An 11,764-nucleotide genomic window follows, 5' to 3' on the forward strand; every position below is an offset into this window, starting at 1 on the left:
GCTAAAAAAATTGAAAATGCTTTATCGGCTGTTGAAATTCGGAAAAGGCTTATGGAGATAGCAAACAGAAAAAAACCGTCCTTACAAGGACGGTTTTTTCTGTTTTCCGGATCGTCCGGCTGAGGTTATAAAAAGCAGACCCCGGGGTAAAAATCATGCATAAGAAACAGCGGAGAACAAAACATAACTCAATAATGGCAAGCCATAAGGAGGTACGCATGTTTTCATTCATCATTCATGTCTTCATTTCACTGTTTGCAGTCTCCAATCCCATCGGAAACGTGCCGATTTTTCTTTCACTGACGGAAGGGTACCCGGAGAAAGAACGGACAGCGATCGCACGCAAGGCTTCCGTGCTGTCGTTTATCATCTTGGCGGCTTTTTTAATCTTCGGCCATCTGATCTTTAAACTGTTCGACATTAACATTCATGCCTTGCGTATCGCGGGCGGCATTTTTATTTTCGGCATCGCTTATAATCTTCTGAACGCGAAGAAATCTCATGTACAGTCTCTCCATCATGAAGAGAAAGGGGAGAGCAAGGAGAAAGCCGATATATCCGTGACGCCTTTGTCGATTCCGATTATCGCCGGACCCGGTACGATCGCGACGGTGATGAGTCTGTCGGCCGGCCATGGCGGCATCATCCATTACATCAGCGTGCTTATCGGCATTGCGGCCGTCATCGCGATGACGTTCATCTTCTTTCACTATTCATCTTTCATCAGCAATAAGCTCGGGAAAACCGAAATGAACGTCATTACCCGACTGATGGGGCTGATTTTGGCGGTGGTGGCGATCGGCATGATCGGCGCCGGTCTGAAAGGCATGTTCCCGATATTGGTTTCCTGACTTAAAAAAGCAGCGCCCGGTTATCTTCGGGTGCTGCTTTTTTCTATTTTCGGCACATGCTGAAACACTTCTTCACTCTCAAAAAATTCTATCAAACGGCTCAGCCAGTCATAATAATGGAGCCAATCCGTCAGTTCATCCAAAAGCTGACGGGCTTTTTCTTCAATATCGGGACTGAGATTTTCCGATTCCAGAAGCTCAGTCAGCTCGCGGTTCAGCTTTTTATAGAGCATTTTGTTTTTGCTGACCGCCTTTGTCCAATTTGCCGTAAACAGGGAGATAAACGTCTGGTAATAATCACGCTCCACGTCGTAAAGGTCTTTGCGAACGCCTTTTTCAAACACTTTTTCCGCCAGATTGGCATCAGTCATTTCACGGACCACCTGGCTCATCCTCGTTTTGCTCATCCCGGTCGCCTCTGACAGCTCATTTAACGTCATCGGCTTGCGGTTCATATAAATAATACCGAGCACACGACCAAGTGTGGCCGGCATTCCGAATGTATGCATATTCTCGGCGATTCTCTCAATGAGATGCTCTTCAGCATGCCCGATGATATCAAGAGCGTTTTTTTCCACGGCTGATCATCCCTTCACTGGCTTTTCATGCTGACAATATATCATATTTTTTACAGTTGATGAAAAAGATGATGCGGCAGGATATGCGAGCTATCGGGAGCGATTGTAAGAACATCCGCATTGTCAGCGGGATAACATGAAAAAATACGTATATTGTATATAATTTCAACACATTGTAAACTTTTTATTTTACAAATTTCATCTTATAATAAAGATTATACTTTTCAGAAAAATAACGGAACCCTTCGGAGGTGCACGGATTGCTGAGATTAGAAAATGTATCGAAAGTCTATAAAGGCGGAAAAAAAGCTGTCAGCAGCATTGATTTAAATATCGAAAAAGGCGAGTTTATTTGTTTTATCGGGCCGAGCGGCTGCGGAAAAACGACGACGATGAAAATGATTAACAGACTGATTGAGCCGTCATCCGGAAAGATTTTTATCGATGGCGAAAACATTATGGAGCAGGACCCGGTGGAGCTGAGACGGAAAATCGGCTACGTCATTCAGCAGATCGGACTTTTCCCTCATATGACCATTCAGCAGAACATTTCCCTCGTGCCGAAACTGCTGAAATGGCCGGAACAAAAGCGGAAGGAACGGGCGCGGGAGCTTTTGAAGCTCGTCGATATGGGCCCGGAATATTTAGACCGCTATCCTCACGAGCTGAGCGGCGGACAGCAGCAGAGAATCGGCGTGCTGCGCGCCCTTGCAGCGGAACCGCCTCTTATTCTTATGGATGAACCGTTCGGAGCGCTTGACCCGATTACACGGGATTCCCTTCAGGAAGAATTCAAAAAACTGCAAAGAACATTGAATAAAACGATTGTGTTTGTAACCCATGATATGGATGAAGCCATTAAGCTGGCTGACCGGATCGTCATTTTAAAAGCGGGAGAGATCGTTCAGGCCGGCACTCCTGATGACATTCTCCGGAATCCGGCTAATGAGTTTGTCGAAGAATTTATCGGCAAAGAACGGTTATTGCAATCAAGACCGGACATTGAGCGCGTCGAGCAGATGATGAACAAAAAGCCTGTCACCGTTACGGCGGACAAAACGCTTTCGCAGGCGATCCAAGTGATGCGGGAGCACCGTGTCGATTCCCTGCTTGTCGTTGATGACCTGAATGTGCTGCAAGGGTATGTCGATGTCGAGATCATTGATCAGAACCGGAAAAAAGCGAGCCTCGTCGGCGACGTGCTCCGCTCTGATCTCTATACGGTCGAGCAGGGGACACTGCTGCGTGATACCGTACGCAAAATTTTAAAGCGCGGAATGAAATATGTACCCGTCGTTGATGAACAAAGGCATTTAGTCGGAATCGTCACGCGAGCGAGCCTTGTCGACATCGTTTACGATTCAATCTGGGGCGAGGAAGACCAGCTGGTGACAGGCTGACAAGGGGGAGGAACGCTTACAATGAATGAAATGATCAAGTTTTTGCAGACGAACGGCGGAGAACTGTTATATAAAACGTGGGAGCATTTATACATTTCGATCATCGCCGTCATATTAGGCATTGTCGTCGCCGTTCCGCTCGGAGTGGCGCTGACGAGAATGAAAAAGGGCGCAGGCGCCGTCATCGGCGCCGTCAATATTGTGCAGACCTTGCCGAGTCTCGCGATACTGGCATTTTTTATCCCGCTGTTAGGCGTGGGAAAGGTGCCCGCGATCGTCGCGCTGTTTTTCTATTCGGTGCTGCCGATTCTCCGAAACACGTATACCGGCATTCAAGGCGTAAACAAAAATCTGCTGGAATCGGGAAAAGGCATCGGGATGACGGTCTGGGAGCAGATCAGGCTTGTGGAACTGCCGCTTGCGGTTCCGGTGATCATGGCGGGCATCCGCACATCCACCATTTATCTGATCGGCTGGGCGACGCTTGCTTCCTTTATCGGGGGCGGCGGGCTCGGAGACTATATTTTTATCGGCCTGAATCTCTATCAGCCTGAATATATTATCGGCGGCGCCGTGCCCGTCACCATTTTAGCCATTATCATTGATTATCTGCTGGCGGCGACGGAACGGAAGGTGACGCCGAAAGGGCTGAAAGGACTGAAGGAAGTATCATAAGGAGTTGGCTGTTTTGAAAAGAAACCAAAAGAGATGGATGTGCGCACTGGCGCTGTCGGCTGCTCTGCTTCTGGGCGGCTGTTCCCTTCCCGGCCTGAGCGGGGCTTCCGATGATACGATTAAAATCGGGGCGCAAAGCATGACGGAATCAGAAATTATCGCCAATATGATTGCACAGATGATTGAGCACAATACAGACTTGAATACGGCATTAATTAAAAACCTCGGATCGAACTATGTCCAGCAGCAGGCGATGCTCGGCGGTGAAATCGATATCGCCGCGACGCGCTACTCGGGAACGGATTTAACGAGCACCCTCGGCATGGAAGCGGAAAAAGACCCGAAAAAAGCATTATCTATCGTCCAGAAGGAATTTGAGAAACGCTTCCATTACAAATGGTTTGATTCTTACGGATTTGAGAACACATACGCTTTTACCGTCACGAAAGAGCTTGCGGAAAAAGACCATTTAGACAAAGTATCCGATATTAAGAAGTATGCGGATCAATTTAAGCTCGGTGTAGACAATGCGTGGCTGAAAAGAAAAGGCGACGGCTATAAGGGCTTCACCGACACGTACGGCTATGAATTCGGCACAACCTATCCGATGCAGATCGGACTTGTATACGATGCCGTGAAAAACGGGAAAATGGACGCCGTCCTCGCCTATTCAACGGACGGACGGATTAAAGCGTACGATCTGAAAATTTTAAAAGACGACAAGCAGTTTTTCCCGCCGTATGACTGTTCGCCGGTCATTCCCGACAGCGTGCTGAAGCAGCATCCTGAACTGAAGGGCATTGTGAATAAACTGATCGGCAAAATCGATACGGAAACGATGCAGGAATTGAATTACGAGGTGGACGGCAAGCTGAAAGAACCGTCCGTCGTCGCTAAAGAATTTTTGGAGAAACATCATTATTTTGAATAAGAAATGAGGTGGGGCAAATGGAAGTGCTGCAGCAGCTCGGCACTTATTATTCTCAAAACGGCGCCTATGTGCTTCAGGAGTTTTACCGCCATTTTCTCATGTCGGTATACGGCGTTTTATTTGCGGCGATCGTAGGGGTCCCGCTCGGCATCTTCATTGCCAGGTACAGAACATTAAGCGGCTGGGTATTCGCGGTGACTAACGTGATTCAGACCGTGCCGGCGCTTGCGATGCTTGCGGTGCTGATGCTCGTCATGGGGCTCGGCGCCAATACGGTGATTTTGTCGCTGTTTTTATATTCGCTTCTTCCGATCATCCGGAATACGTACACCGGAATCGCCAGCATTGAACATGCTTATCTTGAATCGGGAAAAGCGATGGGCATGACCAAATTTCAGGTGCTCCGCATGGTGGAGCTGCCGCTTGCGCTTTCTGTCATCATGGCGGGGCTGCGGACGGCGCTCGTTATCGCGATCGGCATTACGGCAATCGGTACGTTTGTCGGCGCGGGCGGACTCGGTGACATCATTGTCAGGGGCTCAAACGCCACGAACGGAACCGCGATTATTTTAGCCGGCGCCATCCCGACAGCGCTGATGGCCGTTATTGCAGATCTTGTGATGGCATGGTTGGAGCGGGCGCTGAGTCCGGTGAGAAAGAAAAAACGAACCAAAGCGCCGAATGCGGCATGAAAAAAACGCCTTGCGGGTCAGGGCGTTTTTTTCTTATGGCTTCGGAACATGCTTGAATATTTCTTCGCTTTCAAAAAACTCGATCAGACGGCTGATCCAGTTGTAGTAATCAAGCCAATCCTTTAATTCTTTCAGCAGTTCGTTGATTTTTTCCTCAGCTTCTTCCGGCACGCCGTTTTCAAGGACGGCCGTCAGTTCGCGGTTCAGTTTTTTATGCATCATCTTATTTTTGCTGACGACCTTGCTCCATGTGGCCGTAAACAGCGTAATAAAGGTTTGATAATAATCCTGCTCGACGTCGTATAAATCTTTGCGGACGCCTTTTTCAAACACTTTTTCCGCCAGATTGACGTCAAGCATTTCACGGACCGCCTGGCTCATTCTCGTTTTGCTCATGCCGGTCGCTTCTGATAATTCAGTTAAGGTCATCGGCTTGCGGTTCATATAAATAATGCCTAAAATGCGCCCCACCGTCGCCGGCATTCCGAATGTATGCATATTTTCAGCGATTCGTTCTATCAAATGATCTTCAGCTTGTTCGATTACGTGTAACGGATCTTTCTCCAACAGTTTCAATCCTTTCAGTCAGCAATTCCGATGTCAATATACCACATTTTTAAACCGGCGGAAATGCTCTTCCGAGAGAATTTGGCAGTAATTCGGAGCAATAAGAAGAACTTTGCCGGTCAATACGGGTAAATCAGTGCTTACACAACCTTTATATATAATATGGACAAATTGTAAACTTTTTAATTTACAAAGTTTAATTTATAATGGGAAACGTTCAATTGTCTGAAAAGTTAAATTTGAATTTAACGATTTGAACAAATTTAATATCGGAGGTGTGAGTGTTTGCTGACATTAGAAAATGTCTCGAAAACGTATAAAGGCGGGAAAAAAGCCGTCAACAGCATCAGCCTGAATATCGCCAAAGGCGAATTTATTTGTTTTATCGGACCGAGCGGTTGCGGCAAAACGACGACGATGAAAATGATCAACCGCTTAATTGAACCGACAGAAGGCAGAATCCTGATAGAGGGCCGAAACATTATGGAACAAGACCCGGTGGAACTCAGAAGAAGCATCGGCTATGTCATCCAGCAGATCGGGCTGTTTCCGCATATGACCATTCAGCAGAACATTACGCTCGTTCCGAAGCTTTTAAAGCATCCTGCCGAAAAACGGAAGGAACGGGCGCGGGAGCTTTTAAAGCTCGTTGATATGGGGCCTGAATATTTAGACCGTTACCCTCATGAACTGAGCGGAGGACAGCAGCAGCGAATAGGTGTATTACGGGCACTTGCCGCAGAGCCGCCGCTTATCTTAATGGATGAACCGTTCGGGGCGCTTGACCCGATTACGAGAGATTCCCTTCAGGAAGAATTTAAAAAACTGCAAAAAACCTTACATAAAACCATCGTATTTGTTACCCATGATATGGACGAAGCCATCAAGCTTGCGGACAGAATCGTCATTCTGAAAGCGGGAGAAATCGTCCAGGCCGGAACGCCTGATGAGATTCTCAGATTTCCGGCGAATGAATTTGTTGAGGAGTTTATCGGCAAGGAACGGCTGATTCAATCATCCAGCCCTGATATTGAACGGGTGGAGCAGATCATGAATCCCGATCCCGTGACGGTAACACCTGAGAAAACACTGTCAGCCGCCATTCAGCTGATGCGTGCCGAGCGGGTGGATTCGCTGCTCGTCATTGATGAAAAGAACGTTCTCCAAGGTTATGTCGATGTGGAGATGATTGACCGCAAACGAAGACAAGCGGTAACCGTCGCGGAAGTGCTTGAACGGGATCTGTACACGGTCAGAAGCGGCACTCTGCTTCGCGACGCCGTCCATAAAATTTTAAAAAGAGGCATGAAATTTGTGCCGGTCCTTGATGAGGACGGCCGGCTAACGGGAATCGTGACAAGGGCAAGCCTCGTTGACATCGTCTATGACTCCATCTGGGGAGAAGAGAATCAGCTCGCGGTGATGTCATGAGGAGGCTTCAATTGATATGAATCAGACCGTGCAATTTTTACAGGCAAATGGAGGAGAGATGCTTTATAAAACATGGGAGCATCTGTACATCTCATTAATCGCCGTCATGGCGGGCATTCTCGCCGCCGTTCCGCTCGGCGTCCTGCTGACGAGGATGAAAAGAGGAGCCGGCGCCGTCATCGGCATCGTCAACATCATTCAAACCTTGCCGAGTCTTGCCATTCTTGCGTTTTTTATTCCGCTTTTAGGCGTAGGAAAGGTCCCGGCCGTTGCGGCGCTGTTTTTCTATTCCATGCTGCCGATTCTCAGAAACACGTATACAGGGATTCTCGGCGTCAATCGGCATCTTCTGGAATCGGGAAAAGGAATCGGCATGACGGCATGGGAGCAGATCAGGCTTGTAGAGCTCCCGCTTGCCGCTCCGGTCATCATGGCGGGCATCAGAACGTCTTCGATTTATTTAATCGGCTGGGCGACGCTCGCCTCCTTTATCGGCGGAGGCGGGCTGGGAGATTACATTTTTATCGGCTTGAACCTTTATCAGCCGGAGTATATTATCGCAGGCGCCGTTCCGGTCACGATGCTGGCGGCCGCCGTCGATTACATGCTGGGGATGACAGAACGGAAAGTCACGCCTGACGGGCTGAAAAGCATAAAGGACGCTTCATAAGGAGGAGGTCTCTCATGGGGAATAGATGCAAAAAACGGCTGCTCGCAATCGTCTGTCTCGGCATGCTGCTCCTTGGCGGATGCTCGCTCCCGGGATTGAGCGCCGCATCGGAGGACACCATTAAAATCGGCGCGCAAAGCATGACCGAATCGGAAATCATCGCAAGCATGCTCGGACAGATGATCGAACATCACAGCGGGTTGAAAACATCCGTTATTAAAAATCTCGGCTCCAACGCCGTACAGCAGCAATCCTTGGTCAACGGTGATATTGATATCGCCGCGACGCGCTATACAGGAGACGCGCTGACCGGGACGCTTCGCATGGAGCCGGAAAAAGACCCGGACAAAGCGCTGCGGCTCGTTCAGCGTGAATTTCAAAACAGATATGACATGAAATGGTTTGATTCTTACGGCTTTGATAATACATACGTCTTTACCGTTTCCGGACAGCTTGCCAGCAAGTATCATTTAGAAACGGTATCCGATGTCAAAAAAGAAGCGTCTCATCTGAAATTCGGCGTAGATAACTATTGGATGAAGCTGAGAGGCAACGGATATCAGGATTTTATGAAAACATACGGAATGTCATTTGAAGGCACGTATCCAATGCAGATCGGCCTCGTATACGACGCGCTGAAAAGCAGAAAGATGGATATCGCGCTCGCTTATTCCACCGACGGAAGAATCATCGCTTACGGACTGAAAACGCTGAAGGATGATAAGCGGTTCTTTCCTCCGTATGACTGTTCACCCGTCGTTCCGGATCATGTATTAAAAGAGCATCCCGAACTGGAGGGCGTGATCAATCAAATGATCGGCGCGATTGATACGAAGATGATGCAGAAAATGAATTACGAAGTTGACGGCCGATTAAAAGAGCCGTCCGTCGTGGCCAAGGAATATTTAGAAAAACATCATTACTTTGAATAACGGAAAGGAGATGTGCGGATGGACACGATGAAAGAGCTGTTTATGTATTACGCTCAAAACGGCAGCTATGTTCTGTATGAGTGCTGGCGGCACTTTCTCATGTCGGCGTACGGCGTCGTTTTCGCCGCCGTTTTCGCTATTCCGGCCGGAATTGTGACAGCCAGGCACGGGCGTCTCGCCGGCTGGGTGTTTGCTGTGGCGAACGTGATTCAAACCGTTCCGGCGCTTGCGATGCTCGCCGTCCTGATGCTTGTCATGGGACTCGGCGCCAATACGGTCATCACGGCTTTGTTTTTGTATTCACTGCTGCCGATTCTCAGAAATACGCACACAGGCATTATCAATATCGAGCACGCTTATCTCGAGTCGGGAAAAGCGATGGGCATGACGAAATACCAAATCCTTCGTATGGTGGAGCTGCCGCTTGCGCTTTCCGTCATTATGGCGGGTCTCCGAACGGCGCTCGTCATTGCCATCGGCATCACGGCGATCGGCACCTTCGTCGGGGCGGGCGGTCTCGGCGATATGATCGTCAGAGGCTCGAACGCGACAAACGGAACCGCCATTATTCTGGCGGGCGCCATTCCGACCGCACTGATGGCGGTAGCCGCAGACCTGCTGATGGCGTGGCTGGAACGAGCCCTCAGCCCTGTGAAAAAACAAAAAAGAAAGCTGATCGTACGCTCAGCCTCATGAAAAAAAGCATTCTTCCGCGTGAAGGATGCTTTTTTTGATTTCTTGATTAAATTTTGATAACTGCGCTGTAAAGTCTTACACATCAAATAACAAAGCAGAGGGGTAATCATATGAGCAACATCTTAGAAACGAGACGGCTGCAAAAATCATTCGGCAGACAACAGGCAGCGGCTGATGTGTCTCTATCGGTTAAACGCAACAGTATATACGGCCTGCTCGGTCCGAACGGAGCGGGAAAATCAACGACACTTAAAATATTGACCGGCATGCTGCAGCAAACATCCGGCGAGGTTCTGTTCGACGGACATACATGGAAGCGCGAAGATTTGAAAAGCATCGGTTCCCTGATTGAAGCGCCGCCGCTTTACAGCAACCTGACAGCCGCTGAAAATCTGAAAGTCCGCTGCGTGATGCTCGGACTGCCTGATTCAAGAATTGCGGAAGTGCTGGAAATTACGGGATTAACGGGAACCGGAAAAAAGCGCGCCGGACAATTTTCCATGGGAATGAAACAGCGTCTCGGCATTGCGTTAGCATTATTAAACCGTCCGTCGCTCTTAATTCTTGATGAGCCGACAAACGGATTGGACCCGATGGGGATTCAGGATTTGCGGGAATTTATCCGCTCCCTGCCCGGACAGGGAATGACGGTTATTTTATCAAGCCACCTGTTATCAGAAGTCGAGCAGATCGCAGACCATATCGGAATCATCAGTGACGGCGTTTTGGGATATCAGGGAGAAATCAGCCGGGAAGACGATCTGGAGCGGCTGTTTCTGGAGGTTGTCAAATCAACACGGGAGAAAGCGGGGACTGGGAAATGATTCAGTACATGCAGGCGGAACATCTTACATCGAAAAGAACATTTATCAGAAAGCTCATCATTCTGATTCCGCTTCTGAACACGGCTTTTTCTTTTCTGCTGAATGCCGCCTATTTTATGACGGGCACGTTCAATTGGTGGGCGGTTATTTTCATGCCGCTCATGATTGCTCTAATGTGCGGTTTATCTGTTAAAAAAGAGAAAAAATCTGCGAATGACCGCGCGGTGTACTCATTGCCGGCAGATTTAAAAAGCATATGGCTCTCAAAAATAAGCTTGATCGCGCTGTATTCACTCCTGTCGCAAATCGTCTTTTTCATCATCATGTTTTTATTTGGCCTTGTATTTCCGGCAATTGCTGCGCTGCAGCTGAAAGGCGTTGAAGCAGGCTTCCTTTTATGGCTGACGACGCTTTGGGAAATCCCATTGTGCTTATGGATTGCCAGGCAGTTCGGATTTGCGGCAGTCATTCTCGTGAATATGATCGCCGCTTTTGTTTTGGGTATTGTGCCGGCGTCCGGTTCATTGTGGTGGCTGAGTCCGTGGAGCTGGTCAGTCCGGGTGATGTCACCGATTCTCGGGATCCATCCGAACGGAATTCCGCTTCCCGCAGACAGCGGCTTATTAAACGGAAACGTGATCTTTCCGGCTATTATTCTTTCTATCCTTTCTTTTATCGCAATAAGTTTGATTTCCGCAGTGTCTTTTTCAAAAGGGGGAAACCGGTCATGACCGTGCTTTTACGATATATGTGGGCCGATGTATTAAAAATGAAGCGCACGCCGCTCATATGGATGCATGCTGCGGCGCCGGTTTTATGCGCGGGATTTTTCCTGTTGTATATGTATGGAAGGATTCAGGAGCCTTATGTGCTGTACAGCGTCTTCTTCAACGTGATTGCCGTTTTATACCCTTTAATCATCAGTATTGTCTGCGGCATGTCTGCCTCCGTCGAGGAACAGGCGGGTCATTTTCAGATGATGCTGGCGGTTCCGCATTCGAAAATCGTCAGTTTTGCGGGCAAGCTGCTTCTATTGCTGCTCTTGAATGTGTTATCGATAGGTCTTGCCATCTGTCTTTATTTGGCGGGGATGAAATTTGTTCTTCACATCAATGACCTTCCGTACTTTCTCTTTTTAAAGGGAGGGGCGTGGCTGATTGCCGGCAGTATTCCGCTTTATATGATTTCTTTTTTTGTCGGCATACAGTACGGCATGGGACCGTCCGGGCTTTTAGGGGGAGCGGGTTTATTAATGGCGGCGCTGATGAATACGGGATTAGGCGATGTCATCTGGCGTTTTTTCCCGTGGGCATGGAGCGTGCGGCTGTCGGGCCTTGCAGGACTGCTGCATTTTGACAAAGTCAAAAAAGAGTTTCTCCCTTATGTGAGATACGATATGAGATTCGGAGAAATAATGTTATATTTTTCTATAGTGATATTATGTCTGGCCGGCCTCCATTGGTGCAGAAGATGGGAAGGGCGGCGTTCATATGAATAAAGGCAAGGAGCGATTCGGC

General features: G+C 48.5%; 14 protein-coding genes. 12 read left to right on the forward strand and 2 right to left on the reverse strand.

Features of this window, described 5'->3' with window-relative positions:
• The first annotated feature begins 218 nt into the window (after window positions 1–218).
• Window positions 219–851 carry an NAAT family transporter gene (locus G9F48_RS08505; RefSeq protein WP_003151647.1) on the forward strand — a complete coding sequence of 211 codons (633 nt, stop codon included), beginning with the start codon at window positions 219–221 and terminating at the stop codon, window positions 849–851.
• Window positions 852–871: 20 nt separating this feature from the next.
• Here the strand turns inward: G9F48_RS08505 and G9F48_RS08510 are convergent, their stop codons facing one another.
• The gene (locus tag G9F48_RS08510) at window positions 872–1,429 is read right to left on the reverse strand and encodes a GbsR/MarR family transcriptional regulator (RefSeq protein WP_014418904.1); all 558 of its coding nucleotides are present in this window, start codon (window positions 1,427–1,429) and stop codon (window positions 872–874) included.
• Window positions 1,430–1,689: 260 nt separating this feature from the next.
• Here G9F48_RS08510 and opuCA point away from each other — a divergent pair, with 260 nt between their 5' ends.
• Genes opuCA through opuCD form a run of 4 tightly spaced genes read left to right on the forward strand, consistent with a single transcriptional unit; the run spans window position 1,690 to window position 5,127 of the window.
• Window positions 1,690–2,829 (forward strand): osmoprotectant ABC transporter ATP-binding protein OpuCA, encoded by a 1,140-nt coding sequence (gene opuCA / locus G9F48_RS08515; RefSeq protein WP_062623563.1) that lies wholly within the window; start codon window positions 1,690–1,692, stop codon window positions 2,827–2,829.
• A 21-nt stretch (window positions 2,830–2,850) separates the two neighbouring features.
• Entirely contained in the window at window positions 2,851–3,504 is a 654-nt protein-coding gene (locus G9F48_RS08520; protein WP_003151654.1) for an ABC transporter permease, read from the forward strand.
• Window positions 3,505–3,541: 37 nt separating this feature from the next.
• Window positions 3,542–4,435 (forward strand): osmoprotectant ABC transporter substrate-binding lipoprotein OpuCC, encoded by an 894-nt coding sequence (gene opuCC / locus G9F48_RS08525; protein WP_102422576.1) that lies wholly within the window; start codon window positions 3,542–3,544, stop codon window positions 4,433–4,435.
• 17 nt (window positions 4,436–4,452) lie between these two features.
• A complete protein-coding gene (gene opuCD / locus G9F48_RS08530; protein WP_003151658.1) occupies window positions 4,453–5,127 on the forward strand; it encodes a glycine betaine/carnitine/choline/choline sulfate ABC transporter permease OpuCD in 675 nt (224 codons plus the stop codon).
• Between the two features lie 33 nt (window positions 5,128–5,160).
• Here opuCD and G9F48_RS08535 read toward each other — a convergent pair whose 3' ends face one another.
• Window positions 5,161–5,694 carry a GbsR/MarR family transcriptional regulator gene (locus G9F48_RS08535; RefSeq protein WP_003151660.1) on the reverse strand — a complete coding sequence of 178 codons (534 nt, stop codon included), beginning with the start codon at window positions 5,692–5,694 and terminating at the stop codon, window positions 5,161–5,163.
• 285 nt (window positions 5,695–5,979) lie between these two features.
• On the opposite strand from G9F48_RS08535, the gene G9F48_RS08540 reads away from it, so the two are divergent.
• The 7 genes from G9F48_RS08540 to G9F48_RS08570 all read left to right on the forward strand — a co-directional run bounded on the left by G9F48_RS08540 (window position 5,980) and on the right by G9F48_RS08570 (window position 11,745).
• Window positions 5,980–7,125, forward strand: a complete 1,146-nt coding sequence (locus tag G9F48_RS08540) for a betaine/proline/choline family ABC transporter ATP-binding protein (RefSeq protein WP_071392293.1) — start codon at window positions 5,980–5,982, stop codon at window positions 7,123–7,125.
• Window positions 7,126–7,141: 16 nt separating this feature from the next.
• Window positions 7,142–7,795 (forward strand): ABC transporter permease, encoded by a 654-nt coding sequence (locus G9F48_RS08545; protein ID WP_014305838.1) that lies wholly within the window; start codon window positions 7,142–7,144, stop codon window positions 7,793–7,795.
• Between the two features lie 14 nt (window positions 7,796–7,809).
• Window positions 7,810–8,727 (forward strand): osmoprotectant ABC transporter substrate-binding protein, encoded by a 918-nt coding sequence (locus G9F48_RS08550; protein ID WP_165409347.1) that lies wholly within the window; start codon window positions 7,810–7,812, stop codon window positions 8,725–8,727.
• A gap of 18 nt (window positions 8,728–8,745) precedes the next feature.
• The gene (locus tag G9F48_RS08555; protein ID WP_165409348.1) at window positions 8,746–9,423 is read left to right on the forward strand and encodes an ABC transporter permease; all 678 of its coding nucleotides are present in this window, start codon (window positions 8,746–8,748) and stop codon (window positions 9,421–9,423) included.
• 110 nt (window positions 9,424–9,533) lie between these two features.
• Window positions 9,534–10,247: a lantibiotic protection ABC transporter ATP-binding protein gene (locus G9F48_RS08560; protein ID WP_165409349.1), complete on the forward strand. Its 714-nt coding sequence runs from the start codon at window positions 9,534–9,536 to the stop codon at window positions 10,245–10,247.
• Window positions 10,244–10,978 (forward strand): lantibiotic immunity ABC transporter MutE/EpiE family permease subunit, encoded by a 735-nt coding sequence (locus G9F48_RS08565; RefSeq protein ID WP_165409350.1) that lies wholly within the window; start codon window positions 10,244–10,246, stop codon window positions 10,976–10,978. Before G9F48_RS08560 ends, G9F48_RS08565 begins: the two co-directional genes overlap by 4 nt.
• Window positions 10,975–11,745: a lantibiotic immunity ABC transporter MutG family permease subunit gene (locus G9F48_RS08570; protein WP_165409351.1), complete on the forward strand. Its 771-nt coding sequence runs from the start codon at window positions 10,975–10,977 to the stop codon at window positions 11,743–11,745. Before G9F48_RS08565 ends, G9F48_RS08570 begins: the two co-directional genes overlap by 4 nt.
• Window positions 11,746–11,764 lie beyond the last annotated feature (19 nt).

Source organism: Bacillus sp. EKM420B, assembly GCF_011065565.1.
Lineage (GTDB): Bacteria > Bacillota > Bacilli > Bacillales > Bacillaceae > Bacillus > Bacillus velezensis.

Bases quoted from the DNA above. Each gene is read 5' to 3' on its own strand.
- G9F48_RS08545 (WP_014305838.1), top strand. From the start codon at position 7,142: ATGAATCAGACCGTGCAATTTTTACAGGCAAATGGAGGAGAGATGCTT.
- G9F48_RS08505 (WP_003151647.1), top strand. From the start codon at position 219: ATGTTTTCATTCATCATTCATGTCTTCATTTCACTGTTTGCAGTCTCC.
- opuCD (WP_003151658.1), top strand. From the start codon at position 4,453: ATGGAAGTGCTGCAGCAGCTCGGCACTTATTATTCTCAAAACGGCGCC.
- G9F48_RS08550 (WP_165409347.1), top strand. From the start codon at position 7,810: ATGGGGAATAGATGCAAAAAACGGCTGCTCGCAATCGTCTGTCTCGGC.
- G9F48_RS08560 (WP_165409349.1), top strand. From the start codon at position 9,534: ATGAGCAACATCTTAGAAACGAGACGGCTGCAAAAATCATTCGGCAGA.
- G9F48_RS08555 (WP_165409348.1), top strand. From the start codon at position 8,746: ATGGACACGATGAAAGAGCTGTTTATGTATTACGCTCAAAACGGCAGC.
- G9F48_RS08570 (WP_165409351.1), top strand. From the start codon at position 10,975: ATGACCGTGCTTTTACGATATATGTGGGCCGATGTATTAAAAATGAAG.
- G9F48_RS08520 (WP_003151654.1), top strand. From the start codon at position 2,851: ATGAATGAAATGATCAAGTTTTTGCAGACGAACGGCGGAGAACTGTTA.
- opuCC (WP_102422576.1), top strand. From the start codon at position 3,542: ATGTGCGCACTGGCGCTGTCGGCTGCTCTGCTTCTGGGCGGCTGTTCC.
- G9F48_RS08565 (WP_165409350.1), top strand. From the start codon at position 10,244: ATGATTCAGTACATGCAGGCGGAACATCTTACATCGAAAAGAACATTT.